The 18,506-nt window shown below is 58.5% G+C and carries 16 protein-coding genes; 11 read left to right on the top strand and 5 right to left on the bottom strand.

The genetic code is table 11. The annotated features are described in order from the left end of the window. Positions 1-11: 11 nt before the first annotated feature. Genes rapZ through ACFIQF_RS17750 form a run of 3 tightly spaced genes read right to left on the bottom strand, consistent with a single transcriptional unit; the run spans position 12 to position 3,452 of the window. Positions 12-905 (bottom strand): RNase adapter RapZ, encoded by an 894-nt coding sequence (gene rapZ, locus ACFIQF_RS17760; protein WP_393944895.1) that lies wholly within the window; start codon positions 903-905, stop codon positions 12-14. Continuing rightward, complete coding sequence (recN, locus tag ACFIQF_RS17755; protein WP_393944894.1) at positions 895-2,553, bottom strand: DNA repair protein RecN; 1,659 nt, start codon at positions 2,551-2,553, stop codon at positions 895-897. The genes rapZ and recN overlap by 11 nt, the downstream gene beginning before the upstream one ends. Next, positions 2,550-3,452: an NAD kinase gene (locus ACFIQF_RS17750; RefSeq protein WP_393944893.1), complete on the bottom strand. Its 903-nt coding sequence runs from the start codon at positions 3,450-3,452 to the stop codon at positions 2,550-2,552. The genes recN and ACFIQF_RS17750 overlap by 4 nt, the downstream gene beginning before the upstream one ends. Positions 3,453-3,480: 28 nt before the next feature. Between ACFIQF_RS17750 and hrcA the strand changes: the two genes are divergently transcribed. Together hrcA and ACFIQF_RS17740 are read left to right on the top strand one after the other, a co-directional pair. Next, positions 3,481-4,482, top strand: coding sequence for a heat-inducible transcriptional repressor HrcA (gene hrcA / locus ACFIQF_RS17745; protein ID WP_393944891.1), 1,002 nt, complete (start codon positions 3,481-3,483; stop codon positions 4,480-4,482). Between the two features lie 667 nt (positions 4,483-5,149). Then, positions 5,150-6,325: a hypothetical protein gene (locus tag ACFIQF_RS17740; protein WP_393944889.1), complete on the top strand. Its 1,176-nt coding sequence runs from the start codon at positions 5,150-5,152 to the stop codon at positions 6,323-6,325. A gap of 51 nt (positions 6,326-6,376) precedes the next feature. Here ACFIQF_RS17740 and ACFIQF_RS17735 read toward each other — a convergent pair whose 3' ends face one another. Both ACFIQF_RS17735 and ACFIQF_RS17730 read right to left on the bottom strand, forming a co-directional pair. Then, positions 6,377-7,408 (bottom strand): phage/plasmid replication protein, II/X family, encoded by a 1,032-nt coding sequence (locus tag ACFIQF_RS17735; RefSeq protein ID WP_393944888.1) that lies wholly within the window; start codon positions 7,406-7,408, stop codon positions 6,377-6,379. 175 nt (positions 7,409-7,583) lie between these two features. After that, positions 7,584-7,805, bottom strand: coding sequence for a helix-turn-helix domain-containing protein (locus ACFIQF_RS17730; protein ID WP_393944887.1), 222 nt, complete (start codon positions 7,803-7,805; stop codon positions 7,584-7,586). 379 nt (positions 7,806-8,184) lie between these two features. Here ACFIQF_RS17730 and ACFIQF_RS17725 point away from each other — a divergent pair, with 379 nt between their 5' ends. The 9 genes from ACFIQF_RS17725 to ACFIQF_RS17685 form a co-directional block, all read left to right on the top strand. Next, entirely contained in the window at positions 8,185-8,901 is a 717-nt protein-coding gene (locus tag ACFIQF_RS17725; protein WP_393944886.1) for a cysteine peptidase family C39 domain-containing protein, read from the top strand. 4 nt (positions 8,902-8,905) lie between these two features. Beyond that, on the top strand, positions 8,906-9,709 hold the full coding sequence (locus ACFIQF_RS17720; protein WP_393944885.1) for a hypothetical protein: 804 nt from the start codon (positions 8,906-8,908) through the stop codon (positions 9,707-9,709). A 151-nt stretch (positions 9,710-9,860) separates the two neighbouring features. Further along, a complete protein-coding gene (locus ACFIQF_RS17715) occupies positions 9,861-10,163 on the top strand; it encodes a type II toxin-antitoxin system Phd/YefM family antitoxin (RefSeq protein WP_393944884.1) in 303 nt (100 codons plus the stop codon). Between the two features lie 4 nt (positions 10,164-10,167). After that, complete coding sequence (locus tag ACFIQF_RS17710; protein WP_393944883.1) at positions 10,168-10,587, top strand: type II toxin-antitoxin system RelE/ParE family toxin; 420 nt, start codon at positions 10,168-10,170, stop codon at positions 10,585-10,587. Between the two features lie 54 nt (positions 10,588-10,641). Continuing rightward, positions 10,642-13,872: a helicase-related protein gene (locus ACFIQF_RS17705; protein WP_393944881.1), complete on the top strand. Its 3,231-nt coding sequence runs from the start codon at positions 10,642-10,644 to the stop codon at positions 13,870-13,872. Beyond that, positions 13,869-14,705: a DUF4391 domain-containing protein gene (locus ACFIQF_RS17700; protein WP_393944879.1), complete on the top strand. Its 837-nt coding sequence runs from the start codon at positions 13,869-13,871 to the stop codon at positions 14,703-14,705. The genes ACFIQF_RS17705 and ACFIQF_RS17700 overlap by 4 nt, the downstream gene beginning before the upstream one ends. A gap of 11 nt (positions 14,706-14,716) precedes the next feature. Next, the gene (locus ACFIQF_RS17695) at positions 14,717-16,381 is read left to right on the top strand and encodes a GmrSD restriction endonuclease domain-containing protein (protein ID WP_393944878.1); all 1,665 of its coding nucleotides are present in this window, start codon (positions 14,717-14,719) and stop codon (positions 16,379-16,381) included. Positions 16,382-16,417: 36 nt separating this feature from the next. Beyond that, positions 16,418-18,310, top strand: coding sequence for a site-specific DNA-methyltransferase (locus tag ACFIQF_RS17690; protein WP_393944877.1), 1,893 nt, complete (start codon positions 16,418-16,420; stop codon positions 18,308-18,310). Between the two features lie 10 nt (positions 18,311-18,320). Then, a partial coding sequence (locus ACFIQF_RS17685; RefSeq protein WP_393944876.1) for a hypothetical protein occupies positions 18,321-18,506 on the top strand: 186 nt, incomplete at its 3' end.

Genomic DNA, 18,506 nt, shown 5'->3' with positions numbered 1-18,506 from the left:
CAAAGCGCCGATCACATCGATTTTTTATCGAGCTCGCGGTGGCGTTGCAAGGTGGTCCACTGCGCTTGAAAGTGCTGCGCCAGCGCGTTGACGAGGTATACCGAGCGGTGCTGGCCGCCGGTGCAGCCGATCGAAACCGTGGCATAGCTGCGGTGGTTGTTGAGCATTTCGGGCAGCCAGTTGTCCAAGAAGCGAATGATGTCGACGCGCATCTTTTGCACCGCCGGCTGCTGTGCCAGAAACTCGGCCACGGGCGCTTCCAGCCCCGAGTTGCTGCGCAGATCGGGCTCGTAATAGGGGTTGGGCAGCATGCGCACGTCGAACATGAAATCGCTGTCCATCGGGATGCCGTTTTTGAAGCCGAAGGACTGGAACACCAGCGTCAGGCTCGACGCTGGCGCTTTCATGATTTGCTTGATGTAGGCCTGCAGCTGCGCCACGCGGATATTGCTGGTGTCGATGACGTGGGCCTGCTCGCGCAGATCGGCCAGCAAGGCGCGCTCTTCGTCGATCATCTGCACCAGCGCGCGCGGGCCCTCCTGCAGGGTTTCGTTGGTGAGCGGGTGGCGGCGGCGGGTTTCGGAGAAGCGGCGGATGAGAATATCGCGCTGCGCATCCAGATAGATCAGCTGCACCTGGGCGCCTGCGGCACGTAGTTTTTCCAACTGTGCGGGCACCAAGTACAGCGCCTTGGCACTGCGCGCATCTACCGCAATGGCAATGCGGTTGCCATGCTGCCAAGGCTCCAGCGACACCAGGGCGGGCAAAAGCTCGGGCGGCAGGTTGTCTACACAGTAAAAACCGATGTCTTCCAAAGCATGCAGTGCGACGGATTTTCCGGACCCGGCCATGCCTGTCAGCACCACCACTTGTAGCGGCTGGTGCTGCTCTGCCTTATCGCTCATGCGCTCCTCCTGCAATCATTTCCTGGGCATGGGCCCGGCTGGTCGACGAGATATGTTCACCCCCTAGCATACGGGCTATTTCATCCACGCGGTCTGGGCCGGCCACTGCGCGGATATGGCTGCTGGTGCCTTGCTTGCTGCGCTGCTTGGTAACCACCAGATGCGTGTCGCCGCGTGCCGCCACTTGCGCCAAGTGGGTGACGGCGAGCACCTGGCGATCTTGCCCCAGGGCGCGCATGACGCGGCCTACCGCATCGGCAACGGCGCCGCCAATGCCGGAATCGATCTCGTCAAAAATCAAGGTGGGCGCCTGGCCCAACTGGCTGGTGGAGATGGCGATAGCCAGCGAAATACGCGAAAGCTCACCGCCCGATGCCACTTTGCCAATCGGCTTGGGCTCGGTGCCAGGGTGGCCGGCTACCAGCAGCTCGACATCGTCCATGCCATCCGCGCGTGGCTCTTTGGCGGGGTGGATGCTGGCGACAAAACGGCCGCCAGCCATGCCCAGCTCTTGCATGGCTGTGGTGATGGTGCGCGACAGGCGCTCAGCCGCTTGCATGCGCTGTTTGCGCAGGGCGAGTGCGGCTTTTTCGTAGGCTTTCCAGGCGAGCTGGGTTTCGCGCTCCAGACTGTCTATGTCGGCCGATGCGTCCAGCGCCTTCAGCTCGGCTTTCCAGCCTTGCAGCAAGGCTGGCAATTCTTCGGGCGGGCGCTTGTAGCGGCGCGCCAAGCCCATCCAACTGCCCAGGCGCTGGTCGAGCTGTTCGAGCTTGTCCGGGTCGAGCTCGGCGTGGCGCAAATAGCCGCTGAGCGAGCGGCTCAAATCCTCTAACTGCGCGACGCAAGATTCCAGCGTCTCGGCCAGCGCTGCAAACTGCGGCTCTACGTGTGCCTGGTCTTGCAATTGCGAGAGCGCGCGGTTGGCTTGGGCGCTAGCGCCGGAGTCGTCGTCTTCCAAGGCGAGCAGTGCGTTGTTGGCGGCATCCATCAGGGATTGCGCGTTGGACAAGCGCGTGTGCTGGGCGTTCAGTTCGTCCCATTCACCGTCGGCTGGCGCCAGTTTGTCTACTTCGGCAATCTGCCACAGCAGGCGTTCGCGCTCGCGTTGGTGCGTGGCCTCCATGGCTTTGGCGTTCTGCAAGGCTTTGTCGGCCGCACGCCATTGGCCATGCGCCTGCGCGATGGCCGTGGTATCTGCGCCCGCGTACGCATCGAGCAAGCGGCGCACGGGCTCGGGCTGCATCAGGCTTTGCCAAGCGTGCTGGCCATGGATGTCGACCAGCGCTGGCGCAACGCTGCGCAATTGGGTGGCGGTGGCGGCAATGCCGTTGATCCAGAACTTGCTTTTGCCTTGTGCATCAATCACGCGGCGCAGCAGCAAAGTCTCGTCGGGTTGCAGTTCGTTCTCTTGCAAATAGCCGGTCAGCGCGGGTGGCGTATCGAACTCGGCAATCAACTCTGCGCGGGTGGCGCCTTGGCGCACAAAGCCGGTGTCGGCGCGGTTGCCCAGCACCAGTTGCAAGGCGTCGATCAGAATGGATTTGCCGGCACCGGTCTCGCCAGTGAGCGTGGTGAAACCGGGTTGGAAATCGACTTCCAGCTGCTCGACGATCACGAAATCGCGCAGGGCTATGCGCTTGAGGCTCATGGCGTAATGCCTCCTTCGTTCCAGCCCAGTTTTTTGCGGAGCGTGGCGTAGTAGTTCCAGCCGCGCGGGTGCAGAAAGCGGGCCTTGTAGGGCGCGCTGCGCACCAGAATTTTGTCGCCTCGCAAAATGGAGGCAAGGGACTGCATGTCAAAGTTGGCCGCCACATCGCGGCCGCCAATTACTTCGAGCGAAATCTCTTGCGTATCGGGCACCACAATCGGGCGATTGGAGAGCGTGTGCGGCGCAATCGGCGCCATCACCCAGCAAGGCACGGCGGGATGCACAATCGGCCCGCCTACAGACAGCGCATACGCCGTCGAACCCGTGGGCGTGGCAATGATCAAACCGTCTGCGCGCTGAATGGCCACCAACTGACCATCTACTTCCACGCGCAGTTCCACCATGCCCGAAGTGCCGCCGCGGTTCACCACCACATCGTTGAAAGCCGAGGCTTGGAAGACGCATTCGCCATCGCGCATCACCAGTGCATGGATCATGGAGCGAATTTCTTCCTCGTACTCGCCCGCCAAAATGGCAGACAGCGGCTCCATATACGACTGCAGCGGCACATCGGTGACAAAGCCCAGGCGGCCCTGGTTGATGCCCACCAGCGGCGTGTTGTAGCGCGCCAACTCGCGCCCCACGCCCAGCATGGTGCCGTCGCCGCCCAGCACCACGGCCAGATCGCAGCGCTTGCCCACTTCGTGCAGCGAGAGCGTGGGGTAATGGTCCATGCCGGTGAAATTGGCTGTCTCTTGCTCCAAATAGGCCGTGCCGCCCTGGGCCTCGATATAGCTGGCGATCTGGCTGAAGGCCGCTATCGACTGCTGGCGCACTTCAGCGGATGGGGGCGCATGGTATTTGCCAATCAGGGCAATATGTTGAAAGCGAGACTGCATACGCAAATTACATCATTAAAATGCCACCATGCTCGATGATCGTGCCCGGTTGTTGCTAAAAACGCTGGTGGAACGCTACATAGCGGATGGCCACCCGGTGGGCTCGCGCGCGCTCACCCAGGCATCGGGCCTGGATCTGTCGCCCGCCACCATCCGCAACGTGATGGCCGATCTGGAGGAGCTGGGCCTGATCGCCAGCCCCCACACCTCGGCGGGGCGCGTGCCAACTGCCAAAGGATACCGCTTGTTTGTCGACACCATGTTGACAATCGAGCACGAGCAACTGGTTTCGCCGGAAATAGCGCCAGAGCAGCCGCAAAAGGTGATCGCCAGCGCGGCCAGTGTGCTCTCGGACCTGTCGCAGTTTGTGGGCGTGGTGCAGGCGCCGCGCAAAAGCTCGGCATTTCGCCATATCGAGTTTTTGCGCCTGTCGGAAAAGCGCATTCTGGTGATTCTGGTCTCGCCCGATGGCGATGTGCAAAACCGTGTCATCTTCACCGAATCGGACTACTCGCAAAGCCAGCTGATCGAAACCGCCAACTACCTGAACAGCCATTACGCCGGTTTGGCCATGGAGCAGGTGCGCCAGCTGTTGCGCAAAGAGGTGGACAAGCTGCGCGATGAAATTGGCGCGCTGATGCTGGCAGCCGTCAACGTGGACGAGGCGGTTGCCGAGCAGCAAGACGAGTTGGTGATTGCCGGTGAGCGCAACCTGCTAGCGGTGAGCGACTTCAGCAACGACATGACGAACCTGCGCCGCGCCTTCGACCTGTTCGAGCAAAAGACCCAGATACTGCATTTGCTGGAAAGCTCCAACCGCGCCGAAGGGGTGCAAATCTACATCGGCGGTGAAAGCCAGATTCTGCCGGTGCATGAGCTGTCGGTGGTGAGCACGCCCTACCAGATCAATGGCAAAGTGGTGGGCACGCTGGGTGTGATCGGCCCCAAACGCATGCCCTACGAAAAGATGATCCAGATTGTGGGAATCACCTCCAAGCTGGTCTCCAACGCGCTGAGTCTTTCGAAATAAACGCTAGAATGCAAGGCTTCACCTGTCAGCAGGTGAATGGGAGGGGCCTTAGCTCATGCTTGGTTAGAGCAGTGGACTCATAATCAAGAGGCCAAAGCGATTAACCGGCGGTTTCTTTCGGATTGGTTGCTTGATTCCAACGCTTTGAAATCAAGCACTTACAGCGTTCTGGCGATTTCGCCGGATTGCTACCGAGGAAGTCGGCGGAAGGTCGCTTGCTACATTCTTGCTACTGAAGGAGAAATGGCAGTTTTCGGCGCCCCTCGGGGTGTTGAAAGCGCAGTGGGTTGAAGTTGTTTTATGAATGGGCCGTTAGCTCAGTTGGTTAGAGCAGAGGACTCATCGAAATGGTGACCTTGCCGTGAAAGCGGCAATGGAAAAACCGGGTGAACTCAGGGAAACCGTCAGCCAGTCAATGGCCCGGCAATCCTGAGCCAAGCTCGCCGAAGGCAGGTCGAAGGACCGGTAGGCGAGAAGGTGCAGAGACTAGGGTGTGAGGAGCCAATCCGATAAGCATCCCAAGAGCGCCCGGCACCCTAACGCGCGGAGTAATCCCTGGCGAGGGTGGTGAGATAGTCCAGGGAATGAGGAAACTCATGCAAACCTGAATCCTTTGGTCGTTGGTTCAAGTCCAACACGGCCTACCATTCATAAGACAATTGGACCCATGCCCCGCACGCCTTCAAGCCCCGCAGACCGCCCCAAGTGGCTGCGCTTCGAGGCGGGTGACGAAGAGTCGCACGAGCTGTTTGCACCTGGTGCCAACTGGCGCAAGCAGGACCAGTATCCGGTGCTCAAGCCGCTGGACAGCTACACGCGCGACGACTACCTGAGACTGGCCTGGGAACTGTTGCGGCGCATGCCGCGTTACCGCAGGCAACATCGCAAGCTCGATCAGCTGGGCATCAAGTCCCCCAGCTTTTTTAAGTCGAGTCCCAAGCATTTCTACACCAGCGACAGCCCCCCGGCTTTTCCAGGTTGGGCGACATACCCGCTGCTTGGTCACCAGTGCGAACCGCCCATTGCAGGTCAGGACGAGACCTTCGGCTCCTATATTGCGGCGCAGGAGAAAGCGGGGCAGCCATGGTTCGTGATGAACCGATACCGCTGGGTCATGGACCTGTGGGGGATCACCTACGTGCCGAATCCGGCCACGCATTTCGACCACTTGCGCAAGAGCGGCTTGTTCGGTGCGCCCGCTGCGGCAGTCTCGGTCATCTCCAACGAGGCACCGGCAGACCGCCCTCAAAACATCAGCACCTACCTTCGTGCCAACGAGGTTCTGGTTCGCCTCCGGCTCGATGCATCGTTCGACCAGCAGGTCGAGTCAATTCGGCATGAATTCGAGCGGGCTCAGGCCATTGCGAGAAAACGCCCACAGCGTGCGCTTGATCCATTGCCGGCCCCCGGCCGGAGGTTGATGGGCAAGGCAGTTCTTCGGGATGAAGACTTCGCGGGCGACTTCTCCCCTCGGGCGGCAGCGAAAGTCGGCCGCGTCTTGCTCAAGCATGTTGAACTGCACCCGTTTTGGCTCAGAACCTGGGACGCACTTGCTGAAGCACGATTAGCGCAAGGCACGCTGAATCCGAGACTGGACCGCGACCTGATCGTCAGGCAATTCCACGCTGACTACGGGCATCTTGACCATCCGAGAGGGGGCGTGGCGGGGAATGCGACGCAGCGGCGTCGCAAGAACACAGTTTTGGTCGACCTGATCGGAGCCGCCATTGGCTCGTCCGCAATGGTGCCGAATTGGCGGGCGCGCAGCGAGAAGTACATCGAGGAAAGCGACGACGCCTTTCGGCAGATCGTCGCCACGGCCTTCGCGATGAGGACAGATTGACCGGGCTTCAGGGCGGTGATGCGCCACGCGATAGACGCATCACGAGCCTGGTCAGCATTCAACGGCTTCCGCATCGTCATCGTCGCCCCACAGTTCGGGCGCCGGTTCCACCGCATTGGACAGCGTGAAGATGTCGCCCAATGGCGTCTCCTTGCCGCTCACCGGCGGGGGCGTCGTGATGTCGAAGCCGATGGACTCGAAGTAGGCCACCTGACGCTTGTAGGCCTTGGGCTCCAGCAGAACCTGCAAATCGTCGCCGTGTTCCCAGCAGCGGTAGGTTGTGCGGTACATGTGCTTCACGTCGCGGAGGTCGAGCGCGCTCAAACCCGCACGCACTGTCCCGCTGAGATGCAACCTGTCGAATGCGCTCACCAATTCGGCCTTCAACTTGGCGAAGGTCCAATCACGCGGCTTGGTCATCTCCAAGACTTTCATCTTTGGATAACGGAGGACGATCTCAGACCGGATTACCGTTTTGGTGAACTCCAGAATGGCATCCCGATTCGGAAAGTTCAACGGCAGTCCTCGGGTGTCGTATAACTGCTTGGCCTTGTCGTAAAACTTGTGCGACGAACTCTGCGAGTGTTGGCTTCGATAGACCGTTTCGCCGTGACCGTAGGTCGAGGTGTCGATTCCGGCATCAATCATCTTGTGCGCCAGTTCGACCAGCACACGGCTGATGGGCGTATCCGAAGGCAAGGCCAGATTGACGCCAACGTCCAGTCGCTTCAGCGTCAGGCCCTCGTCCTGTTCAATTCGGCGCTTTTCATCTTTGCCAAGTGGCAGCGCACTGGTGATATGTGCAGCCTTGTAGGACTCCAGCACCAGATTCGGCACATCGCAGGAGCCGAAAACGTTGTGACCTTGCATGTATCCAATCACGCTACCTTCGACAACCAAAATGTCTTTGGTGGGCAGATACAGACCGTGAAGGCCTTTGTCTTGATACTCAGTATTAGGGATTAGAAAGCGCGTTGCGCGGGGCGGGCCAGAATGCTGCGTGCCGCTCATACGATCATCCGGCAACAGCAGGTCGCATTGCGTTGCAATGGTGTCTACAAATACTTTCTTGGGGGTCAACATCTCAATCTCACTTCCTTCATGCCATAGACCCATATTGGTAGTGGTAGGTCTATAAGCTGGTATGTCTTATCAAGTCATACATGGCATATCTGCATAACCAATATGAACAGCGATTCATGTATTACACGGTGTGGTCGCGCCAGGACCCGGCGCAAAATGGTCAAGGTCTACGGCGTCATTTGCTGACCTCCGGTGCTTGAATGCGGGTCACGCCTGATTCAATGAAGGCGTCCAGGTCCTTGCGGCGGTATCGCACCGTGCGCCCGTACTTCACGAAGGTCAGCGGGTACCGCTTGGTGCATCGCCAGACCGCCAGCGTTTTGGGGTTCTTCAACCCCAAGTAGGCTGCGGCCTGGGCCTCGGTCAGCAACTCGTTGTTGATCTCAATCTGCTTCATTCATCGCTCCGTCGTTTCGATGGGTCCAATGTAGGTTTCGGTTAACGCAGAGCGCGCAGTTTGTTGATCTGCAAATCGCACGTTTCATGGCCGGTAGACCTTGCGAAAGCCTGCGGTGACCGGCATCCAGAACTCGCGTCTGGCGAAGTCACACGGCGCTTGCCACACCTGATCGCAGGCGGCTAAAACGGTAAAGCGCGAGCCGAAACGGCCACCGACCAGACTGGCCGCTGCGCTCGCGACTCACTGCGGCTGCGCCGCAAATCCCCCACCGCACACATGACAGCCCGTGCCCTTGGCAGCACTGGCGCGCCGCTGCATGCCGTGCTCAACCTCGAAAGGAACGAGAGATGAACCGAATCGGCAAAGGAGAGATGAAATGGCTGTGAAGCTGGTTACCCAAGAGACGCTGACGGACTGCGGCTTGGCCTGCGTCGCCATGGTCAGTGGTCAGTCCCTGGCAACGGTGCGCAAGGTCGCCATCAAGGAGCTGGGCTATCCGAAAGACGGCCCGTACACGACCACCCACGAAAACCTCTTCAAGCTGTTGGCCCATTTCGGCATTGGCCATGGCAAGAAGGCACCGTTCAAGAGCCTGGCTGCCATGCCCTCGCTGGCGATCATGGAGACGCGCAAGATGCCCAGCACGGGCAATTCGCACTTGGTCGTCTTCGAGCGGTTGCCGGACGGCGACGAGCGCGTGCTCGACCCTGGCTTCTGGCTCAAGCAGCAGGAGCGGCGGGACTGGAATCGCATCAAGCTGGACACATTCGTGCCGGTGCTTCTCGTTGAGCAAGCGGGCTCGCCCAAGAAGAGCACCAAGAAGGCTGCGGCTGAAGTGGTCGAGTCGGCGGGCCCTGACGCGAAGACGGTTGGCGTGGCAACGGTCAAGATTCCCAAAACGGCAGTGGTCAAGGCAGCGGCGGGAAAGCCCAAACTGGCCGCAAAGAAGAAGGAGTCGATAACGCCGATTGGGTCGGCTGACGGCGGAGACGTATCGCCGACCTTGGACTCGGCGTCCCTCGATGTCGCAGGAGTTGGCGCCTCCGAAGTGCCTGCCACCGAGAGCGGCGCAGGCAACGATTCGTCGGACTGACCCCATGCTGCTGGAACAGTTGCTGATTCAGCCCATCAGGCGAATCGACCTGATCCAGCCATGGCGTGCGGCTGGCAAGAAGGTTGGCATCGTGGCCGACAGTTTGCTGGCTGGCGCCATGGCGATCCACTTCGCGGACTCCGCGCTGGTGTTCAGGTCACCCCTGCGATTTGCCTGCTGCCAAACTGGCTCGGTAATTGGGGTTCGGTCCAGCGGCGAGGCACTGACGCTGGGCTACCGGTTCGACGTGGTGCCGTCCGAGGACGTCGACGGGCTCTTTGCAGCATGCGAGCCCAGGCTTTCACTGACTCCCGACCAGTGGTCAGGCCTCAGCAGCTTCGGAAAGGCGGAGCCCGTGTTCTTGCTGGCTGAACTGAGTTGCCTCGGCAAAGACTACTTCCTGCGCCTTCGGTTGCTGGACCGGGGTTGGTGCAGCATCAGTTACCGGCCAGACCTTGATGGTGCCATTGAGTTCTCACCGGAGAACGCGCGGGCGGAGGTTCCTCGCGTTGCGGTGGAGTCCCCGGCCGACGAGTTCGGCTGGCTGCATCCCGCCAGTGCGTACCCGTTTGTTCTGAATGGGCAGTACTGGCGGACGGCGCACCCGCGAGATTGGCCGTGGCCTTTGGCTCGGGCGTGGCGAAGTCAACCGGCTAGCGACGACTATCGGCGAGTCTTGAGGGCTGCACTATTGGCGCGGTTTGCCCAACACGAAAGCCTGCGCCGGCGACTGAAGAACATGCAGTGCCCGGTGACCGTGGCAGGTGTTCCCGAAGGCTTGATCGTGGAAGTAGTTGCGCTGCTGTAGCGTAGGCACGCCGATCAAATATCCATCGAACTGAGTTATGGCGCTGCACGATCTCGCCATGATCGCGCCAGTGCTGGAAGGCTGAAGGGCCTATCGGCGGCGGATATGATGTGCAAGACTTTGTACAAATTACCTGCCCGCTGGAGGCTTCATGGCGATCTCTGTCAGTGATGTGATTCCGTTCTCCCAAGCCAGGGCGAACCTGTCCGAATTGGCTGACCAAGCCAAGGCAGGGGCTGAGAAGGTCATCACCAAGAATGGTGAGAGCTACGTTGCCTTGATCGACGCACAGCGGCTGGACTACTACCACCAGCTGGAGCGAGAGCGCATTCACCTGCTGCTGCTCAACGACGCGAGCAAAGGGCTGGATGACGTGCTGGCGGGCAACGTGAAAGACGCAAAAGCCACCCTGGCTGCCCTCAAGCGCCGCCGCACTGACAAGTCGGGGGCCTGACTCAGTGAGCGCCAAAGCGGAACTCCACCCAGTCAAGGCCAGTGCCTCTTTTGAGGCCAGCCTCAATGAGGCACGTCAATTCCTGACTGAGGAAGGACATCCCCAAGACTTCGATGCCTTGCTCGACGAACTGTCGACGAAGGTCGTCCCTTACTTGGGTCGCTTCCCGCGGATTGGCCGCCCGTTACTGGACGAGAAAGCCGGTGCGGTTGAGACGCTGACGGCTCAAGAAGCCTTGAAGCTGCGGGCGGCAACCCTCCAGCCCCGGCAATACGTGTCGCCCTCATTTCTGCTCATCTACGCAACCACAACGGACACCGTCTACCTGTTGAACTTGCGGTATTACAGGCAGTTGTCATTCGACCTGGAATCCATGTGGCTTGCCGGTTCACCCAGTTTCTGCCATGCGGCCAGGAACGAGTAAACAGGCGCACATAATGATGAGAAAAACAGAGAGTTACAGGGAGGGGCTCGGTACATGAAGTTCGTCAGCAATGCGGGCACAGATCGTGTCGTGGATTTGGTTCGCCCGTGGTTGAAGCCCAACCACCAATTGGACGTGGTGTCGCCGTCCTTCTCGTTGTTCGCGTTTGCTGAAGTCTTGGCCGACGTGCCCCGTCTGGCCAATGCACGTTTAGTTGTTCCCGCGCATCGACCCAAAGACGGCTCGGTCAGTGTTCACGAACAGCTGGAACTGCTGGGAAGCAAGGCAGACCGAGCCGCCCGCAACAAGCTTCAAGCCCCGTGGCTCGCCCGTAAGTTCGCTGCTTGGCTTGATGCCAAGGCACAGGTTCGACATGCATCTGGTGCCATTCCCCAGGGCACCATGGTCCTGCGCGATGACCAAGGTACTGCACAGCAAGCCGTGTTGGGCTCGTTCGCCTTCAGCACAGAAGGCCTTGGCATTACGCCGGGCAACCCGCTGAGCCTGATTCAAACGTCCGAGAGCCCGGCTGAAGCCCAGATGCTGAGCCAATGGTTCGACATGCAGTGGGGAGCCCTCCAAGATCAGCCAGAAGCCAAGGCCGCCCTGATCGCTTCGGTCAAGGAGCTGAGCACACACCGGGACGCCACCAGCGTCTACACGCTCATGCTCCAGCATCTCTTTGCCTCCAACGGCGAAGGTATGGACGAAGAGCGCATCGTCAAATCCGCCACGGGCATCCGCAACACGGTGGTCTGGAAGAAGCTGTACAAGTTCCAGCGTGACGGCGTGGTGGGAGCCATCGACAAGCTGGAACGCTTCGGCGGTTGCATCATTGCCGACAGTGTGGGCCTGGGCAAAACCTTCGAAGCCCTGGCCGTCATCAAGTACAGCGAGCTGCGCAATGACCGCGTGCTCGTGCTCTGCCCTAAACGCCTGCGCGACAACTGGACGCTTTACAAGGCCAACGACAAGCGCAACGTGCTGGCTTCGGACCGTTTCAATTACGACGTGCTGAACCACACTGACCTGACACGGGATGGTGGCTTGTCCGGGGACATCGATCTGTCTCATGTGAACTGGGGCAACTACGATCTGGTGGTCATCGACGAGTCGCACAACTTCCGCAACAAGGCTGCCAACAAAGGGCGAGAGACTCGGTACGACCGCCTTATGCGCAAGATCATCCGCGAAGGCGTGAAGACGCGCGTGCTGATGCTCTCCGCCACTCCGGTCAACAACCGTCTGGCGGACCTGAGAAATCAGATTGCCTTTGTTACCGAAGGCGATGACACGACCCTGTTCGACCACGGCATTGCCAGCATAGACAGCACCACCCGCCGCGCACAAAAGGCCTTCAACCGCTGGTTAGAACTCCCCAACGAGGAGAAAACGCCTGCGCTGCTGGTTGAAATGCTGGGCTTTGATTACTTTGCCTTGCTCGATCACCTGACCATTGCCCGTTCGCGCAGGCATATCGAGAGGTACTACGGCACGTCTGAAACCGGCCGGTTCCCGGATCGGTTGCCCCCCATCAACATCAAGGCAGACGTGGACCGCGCGGGCGAGTTCCGCTCCATCCGCGACATCAACCTTGAGATTCGCCGCCTCAACCTTGCGGCGTACGCCCCGCTGCGCTACGTGCTGCCGCACAGGCAGGAAGCCTACGACCAGAAGTACAGCACCCAGATTCGTGGTGGCGAAAGTTTCTTCAGGCAGGTGGATCGCGAAGAAAGCTTGATCCACTTGTTGCGCGTCAACGTGCTCAAGCGCATGGAAAGTGCGGTTTCGTCCTTTGCACTCACGGTACATCGCCAGCTGGAAGATGTGGAGGCCACTTTGGCCCGGATAGATTCACACCCTGCAGAGTTTGAAGAACTCGACATCGCCGATGTGGACGTTGACGACCCCACCTTTGAATCCCTGCTCGTGGGTCGCAAGGTCAAGGTGTTGCTCAGCGACGTGGACTTGGTACGTTGGAAGCAAGACCTCATCGAAGACCGCAACCGGCTTGCCACCTTGTATGCAGCAGCAGAACAGGTCAGCGCCGCACGCGATGACAAGCTGCTCCGTCTGCGTGACCTGATCGCCGACAAGTGCAAGAACCCGATCAACGCAGGCAACCGCAAGGTCATCATCTTCACCGCGTTCGCAGACACGGCAACCTACCTCTACGAGCAACTGTCTGGCTGGGCCAAGTCTGAGTTGGGCATCGAAAGCGCCTTGGTCACAGGCTCTGGCCGCAACCAATCCACCTTGCCACTGCGCCGCGACCTCAGCAGCATCCTGACAGCCTTCTCGCCTCGCTCGAAAGAGCGGCCCGAAGACTTGGCGCACGAAGGCGAGTTGGACTTGCTGATCGCCACCGACTGCATCAGCGAAGGCCAGAACCTTCAAGACTGCGACTGGCTGGTGAACTACGACATCCACTGGAACCCGGTTCGCATCATCCAGCGGTTTGGGCGCATTGACCGCATCGGCTCGCGCAACACCTGCATTCAACTGGTGAACTTCTGGCCCAACATGGAACTGGAGGAGTACATCAACCTGGAGCAGCGCGTCAGTGGCCGCATGGTGCTCTTGGACATCTCCGCCACTGGCGAAGAAAACATCATCGAACAACAGTCCGGCAACCAGATGAACGATCTGGAGTACCGCCGCAACCAGTTGTTGAAGATGCAAGACAGCGTCATTGATTTGGAAGACCTTTCAAGCGGCGTAGCCATCACCGACCTGACGCTGACCGACTTCCGCATTGACCTGGCCGAGTTCAACAAGCTCCACCCTGGCAAGCTCGACGGCCTGCCCATGGGCGCGTTTGCCGTTGCCACGAGCAACGATGTGGACATTCCACCAGGCGTGATCTTTTGCCTTCGCGCTGAAGACGCGGCGGCCGAAAAGGCCATCGACCCCAGCTATCCGTTGGCACCGCACTACTTGGTGCACGCGAGTGACGACGGCACCGTACTCTTGCCTTACACCCAGGCAAAGACCACGCTCGACCGGCTCAAGCGCATGGCCTTGGGGCGCGACCTCCCAGACGCTTCTGCCTGCGCCCGATTCGACCGTGCCACCAAGCATGGCGAAGACATGCGTCATGCCCAAAAGCTGTTGTCCGCCAGCGTGGCATCCATCGTCGGCAAGTCTGAAGAACGCGCTGTGGCCAGCCTGTTTTCGCCGGGCGGCACACACGCTATGAAGGGCGAGTTCGCTGGCTCCAATGACTTCGAGGTGCTGGCCTATATGGTGATCTTGCCCGGCACGGGTGAGGAACAAACCGCATGAATGTGGTGGACCTGTCTTCAGAGCAGCTGATTTCAGCACTGCGCTTGCCTGCCGAGGCCAGCGTTGGCCAGCGCATCCCCAAGAAGATGTTGGCCGAAAACCTGACCTCGCGCGGCACGGCTACCAGCGCAGACCGCAAGCTCTTGCAAGAGCAGATTGAAGAAGTCACATGGGTTGCAGCCCTCAAACCCAGCAATGCGGGCATTCCGGTGTACCAGGACGAAGTGCGCAGCTACCTCGAACTGGTCGTGCTGAACGTGCGCCTTCGACAAGGCAGCCAGCTCGACATGAAGGCTGCCAAAGTTTCATCGAGCACTGTGCGCCTTGCCGAGCTGGTGCACCGTGCCATTCCGTACCCCGTTTTGATGGTCTTGGATGACGGGGCCAGCCTTTACCTATCGATGGTGCATATCCGCTGGGCGCAAAAGGAAGCCGACAAAACCGTTCTCGACGGAGAGTTGATCCAAGGCACCTTTGTGCGCAATGGATCGAGCAAAGCACCCACGGCTGATGCTGCAACGTTGAACGCATTCATAAGGGCCTTGCCTCTCAGCATGCAGCCCCGCGCCGATCTTTTCGCCTTGTACCAAGGGTGGATGGACACGCTCTCTGCATGGCAAGCCGCCGCTGTCACCGGTCGCTTTGAATGCGTCAGCCCACAACAGGCGGTCGCTCGCCGCGCAGCCTTGCGCCGCTGCCATGAGCTGGATGCACAAATCAGCAGCTTGCGTGCAGCCGCTAGCAAAGAAAAACAGATGGCTCGCCAAGTGGCGGTCAATCTCGAAATCAAGGCATTGATGGCCGAACGCCAGCAAGCCGCCAACAGTCTTTAAGGGATAAAAGCATGAAGAATCAAAAGCAAACCATTCGCAAGATCGTCGGTTTCTTGAACAACACAGATGAAGACGGCGGCTTTTGGCTACCCAACATCCAACGCCCCTTTGTTTGGGGCGAGGAACAGATCTGCCGCCTATTTGATTCGATCTTGCGGGAGTACCCCATCAGCACCTTGCTTGTGTGGAAAACGACCAGCGGCATTCGTCGCCGCAAGTTCATCGACAACTGGTCCAGCACACTCAAACTGAGCAGCTTCTACGTACCAGAAGACACCAAGAAAAAGTGTTTGGTGCTCGATGGCCAGCAACGCCTGCAGAGCCTGTACATCGGTCTGTGCGGCAGCTTCTCTGGGCGGGAACTTCATTTCGATGTGCTGAGTGGCACCGCAGCACTGCCCGACGACATCAAGTACCGATTCGAGTTTCGGCAGAGTGCGGTCACCGGCTTCCCGTGGGTCAAGTTCAAAGACCTGGTTTTCACGACGCGAAAGAAGCGCGAGTTGATTCAGGACATGGAAGCCAAAGCTGGTCGCGCTTTCACCGATGAGGAGAAAGACAAGATCGAAGGCAACCTTGATCTAGTTGACCGCACCTTCAAGATGGATGAATCCATCACTTACCAGGAACTCGACAGCATCGACAACCCAGACCTCTACACAGAAGACGATGTAGTTGAGGTCTTTATTCGCGCCAACTCCGGTGGCACCAAGCTGGAAAAGTCGGATCTGCTGTTTTCATTGCTCAACGCCACCTGGGATGTGGCGGACAACCGCATGGAAGAGCTATTGGATGAACTAAACCGGCACGGTTTTGCATTTGACCGTGACTTCGTCCTCAAGACCTGCTTGGTCTTGCTGAATCAAGGTGCGCAATACGAAGTGTCCAAGTTCCGCAAACCCGGAGTGCGCGAAGAAATCGAAGAAAAGTGGGATGAACTGAGTGCTTCCATCAAGGCAGTAGCCGACTTCGTCAGAAGCAAAACGTACATCCAGTGCGACAAAGCCCTGCCGTCCTACTTGGCCTTGATCCCCTTGATCTACGTTCGTCACCACTACCCGAGCGGCTGGGCCTCCGCCAAGCAGGTCGATACCTTCTTGGTACGCACACTTCTGGCGGGCGCCTTCAGTGGACAGTCTGACCGGGTCATCGATGCCCTTGTCAAACGCTTCAAGGAAATCGAACGCTTTGATGCGGATGAGGGCTTCACTGTGATTCGCTCTCAGAACCGCAGCCTCGAAATCACCAAAGATCGGTTTTTCGAGATGGGTTACGGCTCCAAGACCATCCACCTGATCTTGAACCTTTGGTATCCCGCATTCAGCCACACCCCGGCCTACGACAACAACCTGCCGCAGGTGGACCACGTGTTTCCTCAAAGCCGACTGAAGGCGGTGAAGATCGCAAGCCCTGAAACCGGACGCCCGGTGATGAAGTACCGCGACGACGCCCGCAACCAGTTGGCGAATTGCATGCTGCTGACCCGAGCAGAGAACGGGGCTGGTGGAAAGAGCGACACCGCACCTGCCGACTGGTTCAAAGACAAAGACGATGACTACCTGAGTCTCCACCTCATCCCCAAGGACAAGAGTTTGTGGAGCATGGACCGGTTTGAAGACTTCATTGCTGAGCGCAAGAACCTGATCGCAGCCAAGTTCGCCTGGTTGATCGTCTAAGACGCTCGACGCAAGAACCGATCACGAGACACATCAATGAGCATCCAAAAAATCGAAGCACATTCGCCAGAAGCCCAAAGCGCAGACCTCATCGCGGACAACATTGCCAAGCTCAAGGCCATGTTTCCTGAGCTGCTGACCGAAACCACGCAAGGCGGCAAGACCACGGCGACCCTCAACGTGGAAGTGCTGAAGAACCTCATTGGCGATGCCACCGCCGCAGACTCCGAAGAAAAGTATGGGTTGAACTGGCACGGTAAGCGCAAGGCGCGCCAGATGGCATTGCTCCCCAGCACGGGCACCTTGCGACCAGCGCCCGATGAGAGCGTCGATTGGGACACCACACAGAACCTCATGATCGAGGGCGACAACCTCGAAGTGCTCAAGTTGCTGCAAAAGAGCTACGCAGGCAAGGTCAAGCTGATCTATATCGACCCACCGTACAACACGGGCAAGGACTTCGTTTACCCGGACAACTTCCAAGACAACATAAAGAACTATCTGGAATTGACAGGCCAGACTGCGGGTGGCGCGAAGATCACAACAAACACCGAAGCCAGCGGAAGATTCCACACTGACTGGTTAAATATGATGTATCCGAGGCTCAAGCTAGCGCATGCTTTGCTTAGTCAGGATGGTTTTATATTCATCAGCCTTGACGATGGCGAAATTTCTAATCTAAGAGCCATCTGCAACGAAATTTTCGGAGAAGAGAATTTCTCAGCATGTATTTCCTGGCAGAAGACGTACAGCCCTGCAAACGACAAGCGTGGAATTGATGCGATGCACGATTACGTTCTCGTGTATGCAAGGAGTGAACATGCTAAAGTTAATCTTCTTCCTAGGACGGCAAAGCAAGACGACGCTTACGTTAACCAGGACAACGATCCCCGAGGCCCTTGGAAATCGGTAGATGCAACACGTGCTGAGCATCGGGACTATGCTTTCTATCCGATCACCACGCCAAGTGGGCGAGAGGTCTATCCTGCCCAAGGTAGAAGTTGGGTATTCACAAAAGAGGAACTACCTGCCCTTCTTGCGGATGGCCGTCTATGGTTTGGGAAAGACGGTTCCAGCAAGCCATCCAAAAAACTCTTCCTGACGGAAGTTAAACGAGGGGTTGTGCCGACTACGTGGTGGACACATGAGGATGCAGGTCACAACGACGAATCAAAAAAAGAGCTTAAGAGTCTCTTTCAAGACGGGCTGCCCTTTGACACACCAAAGCCAACTCGACTAATCCGACGAATTCTCCAGATTGCAACCTCAGCAGAATCAGATGATCTGGTTCTTGATTTCTTCGCTGGCAGCGGAACAACAGGTCAGGCAGTGTTCGATCAGAACGCAGAGGATGGTGGGAAAAGACGATTCGTACTGGTGCAACTACCAGAGCCTGCTCCTGATCGCCCAATTGCTACTTTGTCGGGAGTAACAAGGGAACGGCTCAAGCGAGTTTCAGCGCGCATCAAAGATGCTACGCCAATAAATACTCAGGATTTGGGCTTCCGATCCTTCCGGCTGGACACATCCAATATTCGACCATGGAATCCAGATTCTCAGGACATGGCGAGTACTTTACTCGCCAACCTTGAACACATCGAACCGGGAAGAAGCAATGACGATGTCCTCTACGAAGTGTTGCTCAAACTGGGCTTGGACCTGTGCGTTCCAATTGAGCAGCAGCTGATCGCAGGCAAGTCAGTACACAGCATCGGTGAAGGCGCTTTGCTGGCCTGCCTGGACGAACACATCAGCGTGGCAGATGCGGAGCCCTTGGCTTTGGGCATGGCCCAGTGGCGCGAGCAACAAGGCACCGCGACAGAAACCACCGTTGTATTCAGGGACAGTGCTTTCGAGAATGATGTAGCCAAGAGCAATCTGGCTGCCATCTTGGAGCAGCACGGCGTGAAGCACGTGCGCAGCTTGTAAGGACAGTCGGATGAAACTTCATTTCGAGTCCGACCTGCCTTACCAGGCCGCCGCCATTGAGGCGGTTTGCGATCTTTTCCGTGGGCAGGAGGTCTGCCGCTCGGTGTTCACCGTCACGGGGCGTTGTTGCATAAATCGATTTCAGGCCAAGCTCCCCCAAACCCCAGCCGTGGCTATGCCACGGCTGCCGTCTGAG

The organism is Comamonas trifloxystrobinivorans, assembly GCF_043359985.1.
Lineage (GTDB): Bacteria > Pseudomonadota > Gammaproteobacteria > Burkholderiales > Burkholderiaceae_C > Comamonas > Comamonas trifloxystrobinivorans.
The sequence above is the reverse complement of the archived record's forward strand: the minus strand, read 5'-3'. Positions and strand labels throughout refer to the sequence as shown.